Origin of the sequence: Pantoea anthophila, from assembly GCF_006494375.1 — a bacterium.
Classification (GTDB): Bacteria; Pseudomonadota; Gammaproteobacteria; order Enterobacterales; family Enterobacteriaceae; genus Pantoea; species Pantoea anthophila.
On the sequence record NZ_VHIZ01000056.1, the window covers coordinates 15,909 to 36,694 of the forward strand.

Annotated in this window: 14 protein-coding genes; 7 read left to right on the plus strand and 7 right to left on the minus strand. The window is 54.3% G+C overall.

The features are described from left to right. Position 1: 1 nt before the first annotated feature. The 7 genes from FJW00_RS17395 (at position 2) to FJW00_RS17425 (ending at position 8,258) form a co-directional block, all read left to right on the plus strand. Positions 2–1,045 carry a DmpA family aminopeptidase gene (locus FJW00_RS17395; RefSeq protein WP_009090706.1) on the plus strand — a complete coding sequence of 348 codons (1,044 nt, stop codon included), beginning with the start codon at positions 2–4 and terminating at the stop codon, positions 1,043–1,045. After that, on the plus strand, positions 1,042–1,863 hold the full coding sequence (locus tag FJW00_RS17400) for a M55 family metallopeptidase (RefSeq protein ID WP_009090703.1): 822 nt from the start codon (positions 1,042–1,044) through the stop codon (positions 1,861–1,863). The genes FJW00_RS17395 and FJW00_RS17400 overlap by 4 nt, the downstream gene beginning before the upstream one ends. A 170-nt stretch (positions 1,864–2,033) precedes the next feature. After that, complete coding sequence (locus tag FJW00_RS17405) at positions 2,034–2,942, plus strand: LysR family transcriptional regulator (RefSeq protein WP_140925110.1); 909 nt, start codon at positions 2,034–2,036, stop codon at positions 2,940–2,942. Positions 2,943–3,252: 310 nt separating this feature from the next. Continuing rightward, the gene (locus FJW00_RS17410; RefSeq protein ID WP_140925113.1) at positions 3,253–4,746 is read left to right on the plus strand and encodes a purine-cytosine permease family protein; all 1,494 of its coding nucleotides are present in this window, start codon (positions 3,253–3,255) and stop codon (positions 4,744–4,746) included. Next, positions 4,746–6,452 carry a nitrilase-related carbon-nitrogen hydrolase gene (locus FJW00_RS17415; protein WP_140925115.1) on the plus strand — a complete coding sequence of 569 codons (1,707 nt, stop codon included), beginning with the start codon at positions 4,746–4,748 and terminating at the stop codon, positions 6,450–6,452. Before FJW00_RS17410 ends, FJW00_RS17415 begins: the two co-directional genes overlap by 1 nt. A gap of 43 nt (positions 6,453–6,495) precedes the next feature. Beyond that, complete coding sequence (locus FJW00_RS17420; protein ID WP_140925117.1) at positions 6,496–7,653, plus strand: transporter substrate-binding domain-containing protein; 1,158 nt, start codon at positions 6,496–6,498, stop codon at positions 7,651–7,653. Continuing rightward, on the plus strand, positions 7,650–8,258 hold the full coding sequence (locus FJW00_RS17425; protein ID WP_140925119.1) for an ANTAR domain-containing response regulator: 609 nt from the start codon (positions 7,650–7,652) through the stop codon (positions 8,256–8,258). Before FJW00_RS17420 ends, FJW00_RS17425 begins: the two co-directional genes overlap by 4 nt. A 252-nt stretch (positions 8,259–8,510) precedes the next feature. Here the strand turns inward: FJW00_RS17425 and FJW00_RS17430 are convergent, their stop codons facing one another. Genes FJW00_RS17430 through FJW00_RS17460 form a run of 7 tightly spaced genes read right to left on the minus strand, consistent with a single transcriptional unit; the run spans position 8,511 to position 20,771 of the window. Further along, complete coding sequence (locus FJW00_RS17430; protein WP_140925121.1) at positions 8,511–10,094, minus strand: SUMF1/EgtB/PvdO family nonheme iron enzyme; 1,584 nt, start codon at positions 10,092–10,094, stop codon at positions 8,511–8,513. A 48-nt stretch (positions 10,095–10,142) separates the two neighbouring features. Further along, the gene (locus FJW00_RS17435; protein ID WP_140925123.1) at positions 10,143–11,357 is read right to left on the minus strand and encodes an ABC transporter permease; all 1,215 of its coding nucleotides are present in this window, start codon (positions 11,355–11,357) and stop codon (positions 10,143–10,145) included. Continuing rightward, positions 11,347–12,075 carry an ABC transporter ATP-binding protein gene (locus tag FJW00_RS17440; RefSeq protein WP_140925125.1) on the minus strand — a complete coding sequence of 243 codons (729 nt, stop codon included), beginning with the start codon at positions 12,073–12,075 and terminating at the stop codon, positions 11,347–11,349. The genes FJW00_RS17435 and FJW00_RS17440 overlap by 11 nt, the downstream gene beginning before the upstream one ends. Continuing rightward, complete coding sequence (locus tag FJW00_RS17445) at positions 12,075–14,036, minus strand: vWA domain-containing protein (protein WP_140925127.1); 1,962 nt, start codon at positions 14,034–14,036, stop codon at positions 12,075–12,077. The genes FJW00_RS17440 and FJW00_RS17445 overlap by 1 nt, the downstream gene beginning before the upstream one ends. After that, positions 14,033–15,034 (minus strand): flagellar basal body-associated FliL family protein, encoded by a 1,002-nt coding sequence (locus FJW00_RS17450; RefSeq protein WP_140925129.1) that lies wholly within the window; start codon positions 15,032–15,034, stop codon positions 14,033–14,035. The genes FJW00_RS17445 and FJW00_RS17450 overlap by 4 nt, the downstream gene beginning before the upstream one ends. After that, the gene (locus FJW00_RS17455) at positions 15,028–17,703 is read right to left on the minus strand and encodes a virulence factor SrfC family protein (protein ID WP_140925131.1); all 2,676 of its coding nucleotides are present in this window, start codon (positions 17,701–17,703) and stop codon (positions 15,028–15,030) included. Before FJW00_RS17455 ends, FJW00_RS17450 begins: the two co-directional genes overlap by 7 nt. Further along, entirely contained in the window at positions 17,703–20,771 is a 3,069-nt protein-coding gene (locus FJW00_RS17460) for a virulence factor SrfB (protein WP_140925133.1), read from the minus strand. Before FJW00_RS17460 ends, FJW00_RS17455 begins: the two co-directional genes overlap by 1 nt. Positions 20,772–20,786: the final 15 nt, after the last annotated feature.

Below are 20,786 nucleotides of genomic sequence, written 5' to 3' on the forward strand. Positions count from 1 at the left end.
GATGGATTTTCAACATGTGCAGCGCACACTGCTGCTGGAGCGCTGGCGTGAGACGCGTCAGCTGGGTCAGCCGCGCAGCGCCTGCGGACCTGCTAATCGCATCAGCGATGTGGCGGGCGTGCGGGTGGGCCACTCTACGCTGAATGCAGGCGAGACGCAGACAGGCGTCACCGCTATCGTGCCGCCGGGCGACAATCTGTTTCTGACGCCGCTGCCGTGCGGGGCAGAGGTCCTGAACGGGTTTGCCAAACCGGTCGGGCTGGTTCAGATCGAGGAGCTTGGCGTGCTGCAGACGCCGATTCTGCTCAGCAACACGCTGGCGGTCGGCACGCTGTTTACCACGCTGGTACGGGATGCCATCCGTCGCAACCCGGAGCTGGGGCGAACGCTGCCAACGGTCAATCCCCTGGCGCTGGAGTGCAACGATGGCTGGCTCAATGATATTCAGGCACTGGCTGTCAGCGAGGCGATGGCGCAGACGGCCCTGCAGACCGCCTCAGCCGACTTCGCACGCGGCAGCGTCGGGGCCGGACGCGGCATGAGCTGTTTCAGCCTGAAAGGGGGGATCGGCACCGCCTCGCGGCTGATCCCCTCGCTCAGCGCCACGCTTGGCGTGCTGGTGCTGGCCAATTTTGGCGCACTGGAGGCCCTGACGCTCGATGGCGTGCGGGCCGGTGAGATGATTGTGCCGCTGCTGCCAGGCCACACGCCGCAGCGCGATGCCGGTTCTGTCATCATCATCATGGCAACGGATGCACCGCTGGAGGCGCGACAGTTAAAGCGCCTGGCGAAGCGCGCCGGTGCCGGCCTGGGACGGCTGGGCAGCCACTGGGGCCACGGCTCGGGCGACATTGCGGTGGCGTTTTCAACGCAACCGCTGCCGCAACCGCCACAGGAGGAGCAGCTGGAGCCGCTGCTTGCCGCCGCGGCCGATGCCACCGAACAGGCTGTACTGGACGCCCTGTTGAGCGCGGAGGCCGTGACCGGCTTTCGGGGTCATCATCGGCCCTCACTGACTCAGATACTGGACAGGTTAACCTCATGAAAATTTTTATCTCTGCCGATATCGAAGGCATCGCGGGCGTTATGTGCCCGGAGCAGTGCACCCCAGGCAACCCGGAGTACCAGCTGGCCCGGGGGCTGATGGAGCAGGAAGTCAATGCTGCGATTGAGGGCGCTTTCGCGGGCGGCGCCACGGACGTGGTGGTTGCAGACAGCCATGCCCGGATGACCAACCTGCGGGCGGAACATATCGATTCCCGTGCCCGGCTGGTGCAGGGCAAACCTCGCGGGCTGTCGATGGTGGAAGGCATTGAACAGCAGCAGTTCGACGGCTTATTTCTGGTGGGCTATCACAGCGCCGCGGGTGAACCCGGCGTGCTGGCGCATACCATCAACGGCCGGGCATTCTGGCGTATCCATATCAATGGTCTGGTGATGGGCGAAACCGATATCTACGCCGCCGCCGCGGCTGAGCAGGGCACGCCACTGCTGCTGGTGACGGGCGACGATCAGCTGCAGGGCTGGATAGCGGAACACTACCCGACGGTCGATTACGTCTGTGTCAAACGCGCCATTTCTCACACCTGCGCGGAATCGATCAGCCCTCACGCCGCGCAGCGTGCGATTGCTGCCGCGGCACGCACCGCATTGCAGCATCAGCCTCAGGTGAGCACGACCCGCCTGACGGCACCCTACGCGATGCGGCTGCAGGCCAGCAGGCCGGTGCTGGCCGATCTGTTCTGCCTGATCCCCGGCGTCACGCGTCTTGATGGTGTCACCGTCGGCTATCGGGCGGAGAAAATGGCGACGTTAATCAGCCTGCTCAGTGCTTTCTCTTATCTGGCGACGACGCAGTCGTAGCGACATTACCCCGTAGATGTAACCCTGTCTGTGAGGCGGGTAACTGCCTCCTCTCTGGCTTTGCGGTACAGTTTTTGCAAGAGGAGACGATTCGCCTCTCCTCCGCCAGGACCTGATCAGGCCACCTGGCGAAGGCGCCTTTATTCGCTATTCCATCCAGGGTAAAAATTATGCGGCTCCGCCATATAGAGGTCTTTCAGGCCATCGTGCAGACCGGCAGCATCAGCGCAGCGGCGCGCCTGCTGAATGTGTCGCAGCCGAACATCAGCCGGGTGCTGAATCACGCTGAGCAGCAGCTGGGGTTTGCGCTGTTTGAACGCCGTATTCAGGGGATGAGCGTGACAGCAGAGGGGCGGCGCCTGCTGCCGGAAATCGACGAACTCTGTCAGCGCCTGCAATCCATTACCCAGCTCGCCGAACAGCTGCGGCGCGGCGAAGGGCAGTTAGTGCGCGTCGGGGCGGCTCACGCATTTGGTCAGATGGTGATGGCTCCTGCCCTGGTGACCTGGCGGCAGCAGATGGCCTCTGTCAGCGTTGAACTGGTGACCGAGCACTTCAGTACCTTATGCCAGATGATTCTGGAGAATCAGCTCGATTTTGCCCTGGTTTTCGGTCAGCAGGTCGACGCGGCTCTGCTGGCTGAACCCCTGTTTCACTCCTCCATGGTGGCGCTGCTGCCACGTCATCATCCCCAGGCTGACCCCGTTACGCTGGCGTGGTTATGCGACAACAATCTGCTGATGATGCAGGCCCAGGACCCTTTAGGGCGCGTGCTCCATCGTGCGCTGCGCGATAAAAAACTGAATCCCGCCGTGTCGTTATCGATCAAAACCTACTCGGTCATCGCGGATATGGTGCTGGCGGGCGGCGGCGTGGGCGTCGTGGATCTCTTCACCGCCTGCCGCTATGCCGACCAGCTGAAATTGCTGCCCGTGGCCCAGCCCCTGCCGTTTGAAGTGATGCTGATCAGCCGGCGCGACCTGCCTCAGTCGCAGTCCACGCTGCAGCTTAAGCAGGTGATCCGCAACCGACTGTGGGAGATTGCCCGGCAGTGTGAAACGCAGTTTATTGCTGCCTGAACCCGCGTCGCAGTTCCGTTCTCCGCCATCATTAACCCGGATGGCTCACGAAATCTGGATCACCATGGTGCGCGCTGCACCGGCATTAGGCGTCTCTCGCCTGCCATCCGCCTCTGTACCGCCTTTCTGCGCCGCTTTTAACAGTTGGCGCATTAATTGCTTCCTTATCGTTACCGCATCCTGCCGGGCAGGAACAGGCACCGTAGCCTGGTAAGCGGCCTGTGGCGAGCAGCCACTCCACAACATCGATTTCAGGCGAAGAAGCCCTGCCGGCAATGCTGCCGGCGGGGCTTTTTTTTGGAGCAAATCTATGAGTAAGTTAAAAGCATGGTTTCAGGGGCCGCAGGATATTACCGAAGCAGAGGCCGTTGAGGATTACGCGGTGGGCCGTGTGCCGGCGCACTATCGCTGGCCGATTCCGGCCATTATTCTGGTGCTGCTGGGCAACTCTACCGCGATGTTCTGGTTCAGCCTCGGGGCAGACATGAGCTACCAGGTCGGCTGGCCAATGCTGCTGTTGCCGATCGGTTATATGGTGGTGTTCGCCACCCTGATTGGCTCATGCATTATGAAGATGGCGAGTAAAGAGGGGCTCTCACTCAATCTGATGACGCGCGGGCTGGGGTTTGGCTATATGGGCTCCGCCTTCACCTCGCTGATTTACGCCGTCAACTTCATCTTCTATTTCCTGTTTGAAGGCACCATTGTGTCTCACGCCATCGCCAACTATGCGGGCGTGCCGGTCAACTCCCTGACCGGTATCGCTATCTTTGCGCTGATGGGGCTGGCCGCCATCTGGTTTGTCTGGAAGGGCATGTCATCCATGCAGTTCCTGCAAACCTGGGGCGTTCCCATTTTCATTGTGCTGTTTGGCTTCTGTATCTGGCAGTTAACGCACCACTATCCGGCGGTCAGCTTCAGCGGCTGGCAGCCGAAAGGGGAGGCGGACAGTAACGCCCTGTGGCTGGTGATGAATATGGCCAACGGGCAGATTGTTTTTCAGGGACTGATGGCCACTGACTATGGTCGTTTTGCCCGTCCGGGGATCACGCATAAAGGCACCGCAACCATCATGCTGGGGATGCTGATCCCGATTGTTATTGTCATGCTGTTTGGTGCCTTTATGGCCTACACCCTGATGCCGCATATTCAGGGCGAGGATGCCTGGTCGCTGGCGCTCGATCCGGGCTTCGTCTTCCCGCTGATTATGGGGCTGACCGGCGTGTTATTTGCAGTGATTACCCAGATCCGCATCAACGTCCTGAATCTCTACTCAGGTTCGATTGCCCTGTCGAACACCATGGATATGGCGTTTAACTATCGCCCGGGACGCCAGTGGTGGATGCTGCTGGTCTGGTTGCTCGGCGTGCTGTTCTATATCTGCAATATCCTGCAGTATACCGGCACGTTCCTCTCCATTACCGGCATTCTCACCAACACCTGGGTCTTTATTATCCTTGCGGATTACTTTATCTGCCGCAAAGTGCTGCACCTTGCGCCTTCCGATTTCGTGGAGTATCGCAAAGCGTATCTGCGGATGTGGAATCCGTCCGGCGTCATTGCGTTGTGCGTCGCGGTGGCAACAGGCGCGGCAGGCGTGCTGGGCCTCTATCCGATGGTGTACGCCTCATTTATTGCCATGCTGGTTGGCCCTGTGCTGCATGTCGCTATCAGCGTGGCGACCCGCGGCAGCTACTACTTCAAAACCTTCCCGGAAGATATGCAAACCAGCTGGAAACCCTCTGATGCTTACCAGGGGCCGAAACCGGTGTTTAAACCCTTACTGAGCAAGGAGGCCGAATAATGCGCATCAACGTTGCAACCATTCAGTTTGAACCCACGCAGTTCAGAAAAGAGGAAAACGTCGCCCGGCTGCTGGCATTAGCCACTCAGGCGGCACGTGACGGCGCACGCTTAATCGTGATGCCGGAAATGGCCACTACCGGCTACTGCTGGCAGGATCGTGCGGAGGTCGCCCCCTACACAGAAACGGCGGATGGCCCCACCAGTCAGGCATTCGCTGCGATTGCGCGTGAGTTTAACTGCTTTCTGGTTTTTGGCATGCCTGAGCGGGACAGGGTAACCGACCTCTACTATAACAGCGCCATTCTGGTCGGCCCGCAGGGCGTGATTGGCGTCCACCGTAAAACACATCCCTATATTTCGGAACCGAAATGGGCGGCTAACGGTGATGGCGGGCATCAGGTCTTTCAGACTGAGATCGGCAATATTGCGCTGCTGGTCTGTATGGATATTCACTTCATTGAAACTGCCCGGCTGGCTGCGCTGGGGGGCGCACAGATTATCTGCCACATCAGTAACTGGCTGGCTGAACGCACTCCTGCGCCTTACTGGCTCACGCGCGCCTGGGAGAATGGCTGTGCGCTGATTGAAAGTAACCGCTGGGGATGGGAGCGGGGCGTGCAGTTCAGCGGCGGCAGCTGCATTGTGGATAGCCAGGGAAATGTGCTGGCCAGCTGCGACAGCGGCGATCGGATACTCAGCGCTGAGTTACCTCTTCCGGCGGAGAATCCACAGCTGAACAAACGCCGGCCTGAGCTCTATCAGCGGCTGATGACCAATACTTTCCTCTGGAACCCCGCGGACTTTTTTGGCTTATATGGGCGTGACCCCCTGCCTGACGGCAAAGCGTCCCGGATTGCGGTGGCGCAGTTTCGCCCGCAAGACGAGGTGAATGCCAATCTGGCACAGATTCGGCACTGGGCCGGACAGGCGAAATCAGAGGGCGCGGAACTGCTGATTCTGCCGGAGCGTGCGCTGACCGGGGGTGACGGCAGCCATTGCGCGCTGACGCGGGAGGATGCGCCTGTACAGGCGCTGATCGCGCTGGCGATGGAGCTGGATATCGCGCTGCTTGCAGGGTTCGCCGAGCGGGAAGGGGAGCAGTGCTACAACAGCGCGCTGCTGGTAAGCAGTGAGGGAGTCAACGCGTACTATCGCCAGATTCACCTCAGCGACCAGGATCGGCACTGGGCCTGCGCAGGGGATCAGTGGGTGACGTGCGATCTGCCCTGCGGGCGCGTTGGTATTCTGCTGGGTGAGGATCTGCTGGTGCCGGAAGCAGCCCGCATTCTGGCGCTGGAAGGCTGCGACATCATCGCCTGCCCGGCGCAGCTTCATTCACCTCTGCCCATGGCGCACGCGGGCACGGCGATACCGCATGTCTGGCCGATCCCGCGCGGTGCCGATCCTTACCACTGGCTGCTGCCGCGCGTTCGGGCGGGAGAGAATAACGTCTGGCTGGCTTTTGCCAACTGGCCCGCCGCCGCAGGCGAAAGCTTTGGCCTGAGCGGGATATACGGGCCGGATACCTTTGCCTTTCCACGCAGGGAAGCGAAAGCGACCGGTGCGAAGGGGCTGGCGCTGCTGGATATCTCCACGGGGTCAGCCGGCGATCCTTACCCCGATCATGTGGTAAGGCGTAAAGACCTGGTGCTGATGCGTCAGCCGCATTTCTACACTGCGCTGATTGCTTCATCACCGAAATGAGCCACAGACGCGGCCTGCGGGCCGCGCTGATTCAGGAGCTATTATGACTGCCACTCAGCCGCTGCCGAAACCCGTTATTCCGGTCGGTATTCTTTATTCAGTGTCAGGCGATTATGCGGTGATCGGGCGCGAGATGCTCAACGGCATCCTGCTGGCGATTGAGGAGATAAACGCCAATCCCGCCCATCCGTTTACCCTGGCGCCCGTGATCCGCGATCCACAGGGGTCGCTGGATCTCTATTACGACTATTGCCACGACTTACTCTATCGCCACGGAGTACGTCATGTGATTGGCTGCTACACGTCTGCGGCGCGGAAGACCATTCTGCCGTTGATCGAAGGTGCCAACGCGCTGCTGTGGCATTCCGCGCGCTATGAGGGGTTTGAGAGCAGCAATAGCGTGATTTACCTGGGGGCCAGTCCCAACCAGCATATCCTGCCGATGCTCAGCTGGCTGTTACAGCAGCAGGCGGCGGAGATATATCACATTGGTTCTAACTATGTCTGGTCATGGGAGATGGATCGCCTTACCCGTGAAGCCGTCATCCCCGCGGGCGGCAGCGTATTGCAGAGTAAATTACTGCCGATGGGGGACGAAAACGTGGAGGCGTTAATCGCGGATATTATCGCCTGCCGCCCGAAAGTCCTCCTGAATACCATGGTCGGCAAAAGCGCCTACAGCTTTTATCGCGCCTGGCACCAGGCCTGCCAGCAGCAGCCGTGGCTAAACGAGGTGCTGAAGCTCAGCCTGACGCTGTGTGAACCGGAAGTGCAGTTAATTGGCGCAGAGGCGTTAGAGGGATATCTGGTTTCTGCCAGCTGGTTTCAGTCGATTGACAGCGCCGCCAACCACCGTTTTCTGAGCAGCTATCATCAGCGCTTTGGTGAGCAGGTTTCGCCCTCAGTGGACAGCGAGAGTGCCTGGCTGGCCGGACATTTGCTGGCGAGAGCCATTGCGCGCCACGGCAATGCGGATGTGGACGGTGTGCGTAATGCGGTATTGCAGGATGAGATGGATTCGCCCGCCGGACGGATCCGCCTCGACGCCGACAATAATCACTGCTGGCTGACGCCGCATCTGGCGCGATGCCACAACGGCAGGCTGGAGAGTTTCTGGCAGGCGGAGGCGGCGGTGAAACCCGATCCCTGGCTGGCCAGGGTGGATCTCGCGAGTCTCATGCCGCGCGGAGGTGACGAATGAGCCGAAAAAACGTACAGATGCGCGGATTAAAAGTGTGTGTGATCGGCTGTTCCGACCGTGATAACCACCATCTGGCGCAGCAGTTCAGCCGCATAGGCATTGAGGGGCTGTTCTGTACGGTGTTTCCGGATGAGAACCAGCTGGCTGACCAGCAGTTACTGGTGTTCGACGGGGATAACTCCACCCTGTTTCACCCCACGAACCCGCTCCCCTGGCCCGCGCTGCCAAAGGTAGCGCTTACCGCCATTGAAACGCCCTCGCGCTTGCAGTGGATTGCTGAACAGAAGATCGACAGCTATATGCGTAAACCGGTGCGCTTTGATGGTGTGATGACCGCTTTTACCCTGGCGCTCAACCATGCCGCGCACATCAGCCAGCTCGACGCGCAGCTCCGGCGGCAGGAGGAGCGACTTCGGGCGCGTAAGTTTCTCTTCTCCGCACAGCTGCGGGTGATGAATGCGCTGGGGCTGGATGAGGATGATGCCTACAGCCTGCTGCGCCGCGCCTCAATGGCGCAACACATGACCATTGAAAATCTCAGCTGTGCGCTGCTGAACGACACGGAGGCCTGGCTCAGCCGGCTGAAATCACTGCTGGTGGAATAGGGGGCTTTTTTTGCGGTGCTGTACCCGCATTTGAGCTGTCGGCTGGTGTGCTGTTATCGCAAGCCCTTTAAACGCAAAGATTAAACCGTTATCCAGCATGAATATGAGTAAACAAACATCTCAGATTTACAAGCTATCGATATTGCTGATAGTGATATAGCACTGTACTTCTTCAGCCTGGCAGGTCGAATTCCAGCCCAGGCTGAATATTAGCGTTGCTATTAAACTTTATGGTCGGTTTGATGTTCTCTTTTATTTAGCCTGAGTGATGGCTTGCGGAGCGTTGATTTGTTTACAGCTTTCGAGCCAGCCAGCGGTATCAATCTTGCCATTCTCCAGATACTTCTGCTGATTCTGCCAGTGAGCGGCAAGGAAAGGCTTTAGTCCTGAAAGACGTTTATTCAACGTGAGCATTTGATCAAACACAGTGACTTCATGCTGCAACCCCTCTTTCCCATACAGGGTGGCCGCATCGACCAGACTGCTGGCATAGTATCCTGTCAGTTGCTGCAGGCTGGCAGATTGTTCACCCAGCTTGGTTTTACGAATGACGCAGTTTTTGTCACTGGCGTCTTTGTTTTTGCACAGTAGTTCGTAGTTATGGTTTAAGAAATCGAGAAAGCGGCCATCATCCTGTAATTTGGTACAGAGGAATGAACCCAGGTTCAGGCTGGCGCGAATCGACTGATTGCGTTCTTCCTGTTGTTTCTGATTACTGGCACGAAGTTGATTTTCCAGGTCTTTAAGCTTCTGCTTCAGCGCTACATCATCCACATCCGACGCAAGTGTGCCCAGCGCTTTAACCGTGTCTTTGGTTCCGTCCTCTTTTGGAATATTAGCCTGACTTTCAGCCCCGAGGTTTTCCCAGCTTTTTTCCAGGAGCTTAACTTTATCTGTTGAGGTAATAGTGGGGGCCACCAGAACCAGACGCAGGCCAGTGCTTTTGCTCAGGGAAGGGGTAGCTTGATCATAGTAATTCACTTCTTTACGCGTTGCGCTGCGAATTTCTGTTGGGCCTGAGAGAAAATTGCCGCCACGCACAACGAAACCACCGGCCTGGCCATGTAAACGGTTAAGCTTATTGAGATAAAATGGATTGAACATCATCTCTGACACATTGCCCAGCATGTCATACAAACCCAGTGGATTGGGCTGCAGTAATCCAATGAGTTGCACTCTGCCATTAGATGATTGAGCACCTGAGTACCACTCAAAGTTTTTCATATCATCCATCGGGTAATGCTGGTCGCGAAATTCAGCGCTGTTGACCTTTAATCCGCCACGCGCGGCAAATTCCCACTCAACTTCTGTTGGTAAACGTAAGAAACCAGCAGCACCGTCTTCTTTTGGCAACTTATCCATGGCATTGCTGCGCAGCCACTGGTTGTATTTATCGGCAGCGCTCACCGCGTCAAACCAGCTTATTCCTGTCATGGGTAAACTGAGTTTGCGCGAAGGTGTAGGGCATGTGCCCTGTGTTAAAGCTTGATACTGCAGTGTGGTAAGTTCATATTTGGCTACCAGATAGTAGCGTCCTTTCGCCTTTTTATCCGTGAAGCTACCGGCGATAAAGGCAGGATAACTGTGTTCAATGACACCCCAGTCTCCGCTGTCCTGACCCAGAGTGATCGGCAAATCATCAAGTGGGCCTGCCATGGGGATTTCGACCCGACGGAACGCCATTGAACCTTCACAGGGCATAGGCAGAACAATATCTTCGCCATCGGGTTTAGGATTCCAGGTGTTCTCTGTCCAGGGTTCCGCCAGGGCTAAAGAGGCATTGGCAAGCAGGCCGAGAGCTAACCAGTAAGGAAGTGAGACTGGTGTTAAGGTCACGAACATTCTCCGCTAATCTTTCGTTGACTAAAAAGTGGGTAAGATCAATCAAACCTCACGCAGACTTTGCGCAGGTTCAATTTTGATGGCCCGATAGGCGCCAATACTGGCAACCACCAGGGCTACGAGCACGGTGATGAGCATGGCCAGCAGACTGTGTGTTACGGTAATTTTGCACAGCATCTGATCTGTCGCCTGGCTAGCTGCCAGTGCCCGATTAAAAATCTGGCTGGCAATCAGGTAAATGCCATAGCCTCCGAAATAGGCAATCAGGCTTAACAGGCAGCCCTGCGCCATGACATAACCTGCCACTGCCGGGCCGGTAAAACCCAAAAGCCGCAGGACGGCAATATGTTTGCGTTTGCGATCGACGTTAGCGATAAAAGATCCGATAAGCGAAGCGATGCAACCCACCAGGGCGGTGGCGGCAATAATATTGAAGATCAGCCCCAGTACGCGATTGATGCTTTTCACATTTTCGATATCAGCCAGTCGACTTGAGGTTTCGATACGTTGTGCGCGCAGATCGCTCTCAAGGCTGGCAACGTGGTCGATGCTTCTGGCATATAACCTGGCTCGCGCATAACGTGGCGGATTGGAATTTAACGGCTGCCCGCTGCTTACCCCAAGTTCAGGAGTCGCGTAACCGTCTCTGAAATGCTCAAGCGTCAGCAGCAGAGAAGATTGGGTAAAAATCGCTGCCCGATTAAAATATGTGGCGGGTAATATGCCTGCCACTACCAGTCTCCTACGCCCCCACTCCTGGCGCTCATTGAGTTGTCGGCTGACGCGTATTGTCACGATATCACCCGCTCTTACCGCCAGTTTTCGTGCAGCTTCCTGCGTTAGCACCACCTCATTTTCTTGCTGAATCCTGAGACTACCTGTCAGGGGATCACCCTCGTCGGTAGGGATCACTTCAGCATTTTCAATAAAGTGGCTGCTGTCCACTTGCAGGTCTGCCAGCGTATTCAGTGAACGCGTCTGCCCAATGGCAAATCCTACATCCGGACGCAGACGCAATTGTTCTATCCACTCGGGACCATAGCTGCCGCTGCTCAACATTTTGATTTCAAGGTTACGCGGATCGTTGGCGAGCTCATTCTGTAATTGACTGACAATGCCAAACCGCAATCCAAAAAGCAGCAGCAGTGGAGCGATGACTGCAACCAGGGAGGAAGCTATACAAAATGAAATGATGCGATCGTGCCATAGATCCTGCAGTGCTAAACGCCCTAGCAGCAGGGTACGGTTAAAGAACAAAGTGAGTCCCCCTTTGGTTCTGATCCTCTGACAGATCTGCTCTACCTGAACCCGTACGGGCAACTAAACAGGGCAGATTGAAGCGCTGGACCAGAGGCCAGTCGTGACAGACAACCAGTGCCATCATGCCCTCCTGAGCCACCAAATCGATAAACAAACGGAATAGGTGCTGGGCATTGTGAGGATCGAGTGCAGCAGTAGGCTCGTCAGCCAGCACCAGTCCAGGCCGATGCAGAATAGCCCGGGCAAATGCGGTGCGTTGTCTTTCGCCAAAAGAGAGTTGTGCAGGAAGCTTACTTAATAATGGGCCAAGTTTTAACGTATCAATAACCCTTGTTAACATCGCACTGTCCGCCTCTTTACCAAGCAACTGGCAGGGCAGGGTGATGTTATCCTGCACGCTAAGAAAAGGAAGCAGACCGCCATTTTGCAGCACGAAGCCCAAATGGCGAGCGCGAATATCGGCCAGTTCTGCTTGCTGATTTTGGCTAAGGAGGATGCCCACATCGAGCAGCGTTTCAGTTTCCAGTGTGAATCGCCCGAGGCTGGCGGGCTGCAATAACAGACCAATCGCTTCAAGAAGCGTGCTCTTACCGCAGCCACTTTCACCGGTTACTGCCATCACCTGGCCAGGCCGCAGACTGAGCTGCGGCAGGCATACGGTGTGCGACTGATCTCCCCGACCCCGCACGACACACAAATTATCGATGTGTAGCATCAGGGCATCATTTCCAGCGGTACTGGGTACACGCGATCGCGAGGGTCGCTCCCTTTGGCGAGTTCCACCCAGCGGTCTACATCCGCATTGTATTTCTGGTAATAACGCAATTTGGTTGAAAGGGTGCGAATGAATTTCTCCTGAGACAGGCCATCCCAGCTTTTCCAGGTTTCTTCATCAAGATTCAATACGTCGCTGCGGTAGGGGAGATCGGCCAGATATTCGCCTAACACACCGAGATCGTTGATTCTGGCGTTGTCCTGTTGCTTGAGTTGGTTGGGATCGGCACCCATTGTCGCGGCCACAGTACGCAAGCGCTCAAACATTTTGTTTGGTGAAATCATGCCTTCGTTTGCGGCTTGCAGGATCTGGCTTACAACATCGCTTAAATCGCTCAATTGACCTTTGGTTAGCAGAACGCGGACGTCCGTGGTGGGGATGTTCTGCTTGATAAGATCGCGGTCACTAATCCACGCTTTGAACACCAGCGGTGCCTGAGTGTCATTCTTTTTACCCAACCAGGCCAGTTGCATGGCATGACCAATCAGCGCAGTATCTTCAAGCAATTTGTCTTCAGGCCCTGACTTCCTGTTATCGTCCTTAGAGTAGAGCGCACTGCCAATAGCAGCATCGCCCATATAGGCAGATTTGACCTGATCGGTAATAGCGGCTGCCAGTGTATCTACCTGTTTCCCAAAGGCTTTCAGGTCGCCCGCATCAACGGATTGATACAAATTGGATTGGGTGCTGTCAAAGTTAGAAAGATCACGATATTGACCTTCTGCTTTCACATGGTCAGCTTTACCTGAAGGGGTTTTGAGGTGCAGAGTATAAAGGGCAATGCCTTTGTTGCCTGCCTCCAGACGCAACTGCTTAGCATCAAGTCCGGTTGACGAAAGTTTGTTACTGCCATCGATGGCACCCGCATCGGTGATTAAGACGATGTAACGCGCGCCAAACGGACGCCAGTTGATGTTATCAATCGCGGAAAGCACACCCGAGTAGGCGTCCTCATCGACCAGAGAACTGGATACCGTGGCTTCTTTCAGACCGGCAACTTTTTGCAGGAAGTCTGCGCCATCTTTCACCTGATTGGGGTCGGCGAATATTTTTGAAGTAAATTCCAGTCCGGGTACAGCTTTAGTATTTGAGCGGAAGGAAACCAGACCAAATTTTACCTGTTCCTGCAGATGTTCCTGTTTAATCTTGTCATAAATTTTGTTGACCGCTTCTTTAGTGCGATCAATGTACGGGCCCATCGAGATGGTGGAATCAATAACAAAAACCACTGAGGCGTTAAAGCCTTTAAGCTGATTGACATCGTCGACCGGTTTTGCGTTGGGATCCGCCTTGCTCACAGAAGCGACGTTAAGCAAGCGCGTGTAAAAGCCGCTCTCTGTCATCACCTCTTCACCACTGAGAATCGGCAGCAGGTAGAACTGCTTTTGAAGATCGACAAAGTATTCTGGTTCCTGTGCTAACACCCCCTCAGCATGACCGTCACGTTTCAGATGGGCACGTAACGGGGCCACTATCGAAACAGGATCCGGCGCATTGAGAATTTTCTCCAGACTTTTTTTATCTTTGAAGAACACCAATCGGTCACGGTTCGCCGGGTTAGTAAAGGCCAGCGTTAACTGCATTTTCCAGTCCACAGTACAGGACTGAGGTAGCCAGCCAATGGTTTTTCCGTAACTATCTGGCCCCACTTTTACCCAGCTTTGCCCGTTGATATCTGCTTTTTGATAAACATAAAAGCTGCTGAAGGCGGGTTGCAGCGAACCCTTATCATCACCCGCTTCGGTGCCCAGTTTACAGCCCGGTGTGGTTAACACGCGCTGGAACAATGTTTTCTTACCTTCCTGCAGCAGAGGTTTGTCTCCCTCTGCTGCATGCAATTGACAGGTCAAAAGCAGACCACATAACGGCAGGGCGAGCCGCAGAAAATGGTTAGTCATCATTTTCTTAACTCCTCAAGACGCTGCTTCGCTTTCTGGTTTTCTGGATCAGTTTGTAGCACGGTGTCATACCAGTAAGCGGCGGTATCCGGGTCTGGGGTTTTAAAACATTCGCTTGCTTTATGATCTTTCGGATCATATTCAGCGGCATAAGCGAGAGCGATTTTAGAATCGCCACCTTGAGCGCTGTGCGCATAAAGGCGTTGAGCTACACCACATTTTTTGGTCTCTTTTGCTGTCTGAATAATGGCCAGCAATTTGTCACTGTCGAGCTTTTGTTGCACGCAGTTTTGTACGAACTCGAGCTCACTCTGGCTGTCCAGATTGGCTGGGGAACACTCACTTGCTGCAGGAGTGGCTGCGGCGGAAACGACTGGCGTTTCCGGTTGTTTTTCTGCTGCTGGTGGCGCGGTGGGACCTCGCCCATAAAACCACCATGCCGCAGCGGCTGTAATCAGCAGTACAAGCAAAACGGCAACGATTATCGGAATAAGCGAAGCTTTACCTTTGGGACGCGGTGTCACTGGTACGCGACTCGGTTCGGGTGGCATCGACTCAGGTCCTGTTTCCACTTCAGGTGCAGGCGTGCGTTCAGATTCTGCTGCAGGTGTATTCAGCACGCTGCTGCCACCGTAGTCGGCAGTCTGCCCTCGAGCCCCTGAAGAGAACAGTTCATCACGAACCAACTGCAGTGTCGTACTCCGGGTTTCATCGGAGAGCAACTGAACCTGAATCTGTACCTGGCTGGTGCTTGCCAGCAAAGGATCAAGTATGTCAGGGCTAATACGAAAACCGCTGCCACCATTGAATGGATAACCACCCGCGATAGTAAACAGGTGGGGGGCGGGGCTCCAGCTACGGTCAGGCTGCAGATAGTTCTGCTCGTTGTTGCACAACGTAAAATTCAGTGTTGACAGTAAAGCGTCTTCGCCACGCAGGCGAATCATCAATTGTGCGAAACCCGGCTCTGAAGGTTGGCAGGGAAATATTTTTGCTAACATGGCTGGTTCTCTTTTTTCATTTTGCCAATAATCTGGCCGAGTCTCTGGTTTTGTTCGGCGGAGATGTCACTCGTAGCGCTGTGGCCCGCGTTATCCAGCGTGATTTTCATTAATGCTGACAACCAATCGCCCATATACGTGACTCCGGGCTGTGGGGCGACTGCGGGCAATTGCGGTAATTCATCGCTGGCAAGGGAGACCTGACGGGCAAAGACTTTCTTCTTTTCACCGATATAGCTTTCGGGCACTTGTGATTCCGGCATCGCAAGGTAGCCAAACCAGGCAATAAAATCTCTTATCGCTAACTGAGCGCGAAGAGTCTGGCGTGCCAGTAGTTGCTGGCGCAACGCTCCCGCCTGCTCCTGACCAGCCAGCGCGCGTTTGAGCGTGCCTTCCAGATCCTGACGTGTGGCGGCAGTGATCAGTTCTTCACACAACAGATTGATTGCCTCACTTTTAATCCCTAATTGCTGCCAGTATATGTTTTGATACGGTAGCTCTCTCAGATGAGCGACCCAGGCTTTGAATGCCCGATGGGCAAATTCGTCATCCTGACCGATGCGTTCCGGCGTCTGTTCAGTGGCGGTGGTCTGTTCATCGTCCGACTCTTCGTCAAACGGATTACTGCCAAACAAACTCGCGGCAAATATATTCTGCGGACGTTGTTCCACACCTGCCTGCGGGTCTGGATCCTGCTCGCGAATGCTTAGATAGATACTGCGTAATTCATTCGAGGAGAGATCTAAACGACTGATGATTTCGCCCATACTCTGCGGCGAGGCGGAAAGGCCCTGCCACAGCTCTTTGGCAATCGCCTGTTTTTTTACAAGTTGACCTTCGCCATCATGTTGGTACCAGCGACCGAGACATTTATCGACCTTCTCAAGCCGGCATTGCTTTAACTGCTCATGCAGTCGCTGCAATTTATATTCCAGATTGGCAACGTTGCGCAGGCCTTCGGTCAGATGCGAGATTCCGCCGTCGTTGAGTTTAAGCATCTCCCGCCATGCTGTTTGTGGTTCAGCAATATGGTTAGAGACTCTTTTGCCCGCGCTGAATAATCTGCCCATGGTATCAAGCACTTCACGATGACGTTCAGAAATGCCTACTTCTATCGCGCTTTCTGAATTGGAACTATCTTCCTGCGTCAGAAAAGGGGTTTCCATTCCCGGTTTGCGCACCAGGAAACAGTTATTAAACGGCTTGCCAGGGGACCATTCTGTGAGCCAGCTGTATTGTTCAAAACGTTCCAGCAAGGTCATCTGCAGCATGCCTTCCCAGGCCTCTTGTAACTGGCTTTCGCTTTTTTTAAGGTTGTCAGCAATGCGCAAATCACACATGGTGATGGCCCAGAATAAGCCGGGGTTATTTTTCCCCCGTTCCTCAGCTTTTTTGCCCTGCGTTTTGTTAACCCAGCGCGTGAGAACAGGGCCAACATCAGACACATCACTTTGTTTAACCGAACTGGCACACACTACTAAGGCATTCATTTCCTGGTTGTCGGTGTAACGCTCAAAAAGATAGGCAACCTTTCCGCGAAGCAGCAGTTGTGAAACCGGATTCTGCCCACCCTGAACGGCGTCTTTTACGTCGGTAAGCTTAAGTCGTCCGCGATAACCAGGGAAGTCGAGCAAATCGACCTGCTCCGTCACGCTACGGTTAGCGACATCAGCCAGCGGGAAAACCAGTTCTGAGGTCAACGCCGCCAACTCTGCTTGAGTTAATACAGCTTTGCCGACCTGATGGTCCTCCTGCCAGAAACGAATTTCTACAGAACGATCCTGACTGGAACCAAGGCGGCTCAGGCTATCTACATTCATGATGCTGCCGTTACTATGGTCAGTCAGTGTCTCTAACGGGGCAAACACCATTGTGGCGTGGTTGAGTTTTGCTAACACCTGAGCCAGCGAACGATAAATTTCTGTCAGTTCACGCTGCTCGCCCCATAAGAGAGAGAAAAATTCGGCACGTTCATGTGAGCTGAGAGCAGGAGCAATAGCCAGAGCCTGCTGTAACCAGGCGTGTTCAAGCGTGCCAACTGAATTCTTAAATGAGGCGTTGACATAATCCCACAAAGCGATCACGTCCTCAGGACTTACTCCGTTATTTGCGCTCGGTTGACCTGCGTATTGCAGATAGGGGCGCAGCCGTTCTTCAATGCGCTCCTCAATTTTGTAATCCAGTTGCTCATGATCAAAGTCATTAAACCAGGTGTTAGCGAGGATCTTTGCCAGGTCAATTTCACTGAACAGACGCAACGGAATTGGATAACCTTCTGGTGCCTCTGGCGCATGTCGGGTGAAACGCGTGACTAACCCGGTCGCCTCTTTGCCGCCGCCAACCGGATTGACCTCTCGGATGAAGTTCACCACTTTACTGCCATAGCGTGCTTCCAGTTCGCCATTGCTGCCCGCAGCTAATGCCGAGATCAGATAAGACTTACCCGCCTGCGAGATACCAAAGAAACCGACAGTCATCGGTGTGGTAGAGACCTGAGAAAGACTGTTTGCCAGATTACGCGTGCGTAACAGATCCAGCGTTAGCTTATCGGCCTCGTTATCCAGGCGGCGAGAACCGGTTCGCACGTCATCCACCCAACTCAGCGCATCCTGACAGCCCTGAGCGATAGCCGCCCATCCCTGCTGCAGGGTATTTTGATGGTTGTTCATTATTTTTTCACACTCCCGCTGTCGAGCCAGTGTCGGCTATCAATGAGTCCCGTATCGGGCATGGTATTGAATTCCAGCTCTAAATCTTTCTTTGAAAAGGTTTTATCTGTGTTGCTGCTGATATCAGCGATAGTCAGGCGATCGCTGATCAGCCCCAATTTGTGAGCAGCCTTGTCTTTATCAATTGTTAGTCTGACGTTGAGATACGGGGATTGACCGTCTGGAGAGACAGCTTTTGAGAATTTTTCACGTCCAGATTCGCTGAACCGCAGCGTGTATAACGGTGACGCAGACCAGCGCTCGGCATCCAGCTGGCGATAGCCCAGCCGCATATCCCCTCGCATCACAATGCTGGCTGTTGTGCTTTCTCCTGCCTCATTCGTAATTACCGGCAACGTAATCTGTCCGTTTTCAGATGTGATGTGACGATAAATCACGTCGGCATCGTGAATCAGGTTATCCATATCAATGGTGCCGATATGGCGAATAGTGGAGTAAGGCTTCAACGCCGAAATGCGAAAATGGAAATTAGGAATACTATGATTAGCACACAGCTGTGACAGCATCGCCCCCACGGAGGCAGTGCTTTTCGGATCGTGGATATGACCATTTTTATGGAACGGATACCACGTGCCGGTCCGGTATCCATGCAACGCGAGAATGCGCCCTGGCGGTAATGGCAAATTGCGACGAACAATGGCTTGAATGCCGGGAAGCTGTGAGGGACGTCCTGTTAGCAGTAAGAGATCGCAGTGATAACAGGAGAGGACTTCACACAGGGCAGTAAGCACCTTATCAATGTTAAATTTACCTGAGCATACATCGTTATGCACTTTTGTCAGTGCGATGTTGAGGGTAATGTCAGTGAGTCTGAAGCCATCCTTACCTCCAGACTTTTTCACTTCCCGCGACACAAAACCCTCAACTTCGGCACTGAAACTGCCTGTGGGCAATATTTCATTTACGCGCTGATTGATCAGTAAATGAGTTTGTTCATTCTGCGGATCGTATTGCTCATAGCAGGATAAAATGTGCAGCGCCAGGGGAACAAACAGCTGCAGGCTGAGTTGCTGGCGCAGTACCGCTTCTGCGGCACTGATGTTTTGCGCACCGCATAAATGAGACATCAGTGTCTCGACCGAACGCACACCGGCTTCACGCAGCGATAATTCAAAAGCGGGGATCACATAGGACTGGATGACATCTAGTAATATGTCATCACCGGCGATCTTAAAGCTATCGCGAAAACGCTGCTGAGGAATGATATGTACATTCGCACCACCGCCGGACAGCCCATTTCGGTCCAGACGATAATCCGTAATCACCAGATCGGTAGTGCCACCACCAATGTCGATTGAGGCAATGGTGAGTTTTTCCCGATCATGACGATCGGGACGTCCCAGAGTTTCGAAGAATATTTCCGGGTGACCGGCAAAATTCTGGTTAATCTCGGTATAGAGGTACACCAGTTGAGCACAGGATGCTTCATCCCATTCTACGCGGATTTTAGGTAGTGGAATCCTGATATTAGATTTGCTGTGGTCATCCTTTTCATCCAGATAAGGATCATTTTCACCACTGCACCAGCGTAGAGACTTCCATACCAAGCCTACGGCCTGGCGCATTCTGTCATCCAGAATGCATCGTTCCGCCATCGGCATACCTGGCGGTACGGTCAGAATAATGTGGCGAAGCTGGCGAGGCAGACCCGCATGGCCTTCGCGAATACGCTGTTCGGGGCTGTTAATCTGGCTAATGGCTTGAGTTAACACTTCCGCTAACATAAAGGTCATCAGGGAGCTGCGAGAGTAGCGCGGTGTAAATACCGGAATGCGATCCATCTCATCTTCGATGGTATGCAGGGCATCGCCTTTTTCATTAATTAAACTGGCAAAGGGGGCAGCAGTGGCGAGAGGGTTACTATCCTGCGCCGAGCCGCTGTTGAAGCGCCAGCCTTGGCCATAGAATTTTTCATCCCACAAGTAACGTTTTGGACTGGATAAGCCTGTAGATCCTTCGCTTCCGCGACGGCGTGAGGCTAAGCGGCTCGCTTCCCCGCCAATACGAGCGATAGTTGGCCATTGGAAAGCATCATGGCGGCCGCTGCGTACGGAATAAATATCTTTGCCAAAAGAGGCTTGTGAGAACTCAACCTTACTTTCAAAAGGGTCGGTATAGACCTGTTCAGGCGCGCTAAGATCGCGTAGTTTTAGCACATAGTTGTGCATGAGGCCCGATCCAGACTGTCCATGATCCTCAATTAAAATACCGCAGGTACGGGAGTTGCCGACATCAAGGATCAGATCGACAGGAATTGGTTTGATAGCGTTCACTTCACGATTGGCGACCACCTTAAACTGCGGCAGTGCGATAGCAGCTTCTGTCTCCGCTTGCAGACCTTCAAGCGGCTCGGCCATGAGCGAAAGCAGGTTGAGATAGTGGGCCAGCGGATACTGCTGAGCAATCTCGTCCTCACGTTCATCAAGATCCCGGCCTTTGCTGGCGTCATTGAAAGCGTCGACTAGCCAATCTTTTACCCAGTCTTGCGTTAAGTACCAGTTGAGCGCGTAAGTCGCGGTAGCCACCGCAAAGGTTGCTCCGGCATTCACATCTTCATGATTAGGACTGAGGTCAGCTGCCGATTGTTGTTTGGCCATGATGCGGGTATCAACGGCCAGTGTCATGCGATGGGTGTGACCATCCATATCCTTTTCAGGCAGCTTTACAATACGAAAACGTGCCCAGTTCAGCGGTCCTTCCTGGTAAATGTTGGGCAAGCTAAAACGGAAAAGAGGTAGCGGCAACCAGGTGCCATCCAGCAATTTCAGACTTTGCGCAACCGGAATGTCATATTGGCTTTTCGCCTTCTCAATCTTGTCCGGTGTCGGCTGGTAAAAATGATAGTCGCGGGGTTCGTTGTAAATTAAACGCGTCAGTACGCCGTTGGCGAGTTTAACAAATTCGCCCGCGGGTTGAGATTTGAGGGTTAAACCGAAATCCATAAACTGAATTCCCGAATCACCCACCAGTGTGACCTGGCGATCATAAGAAATAATTTCAGGCAACATGATCTATTCGTCCCT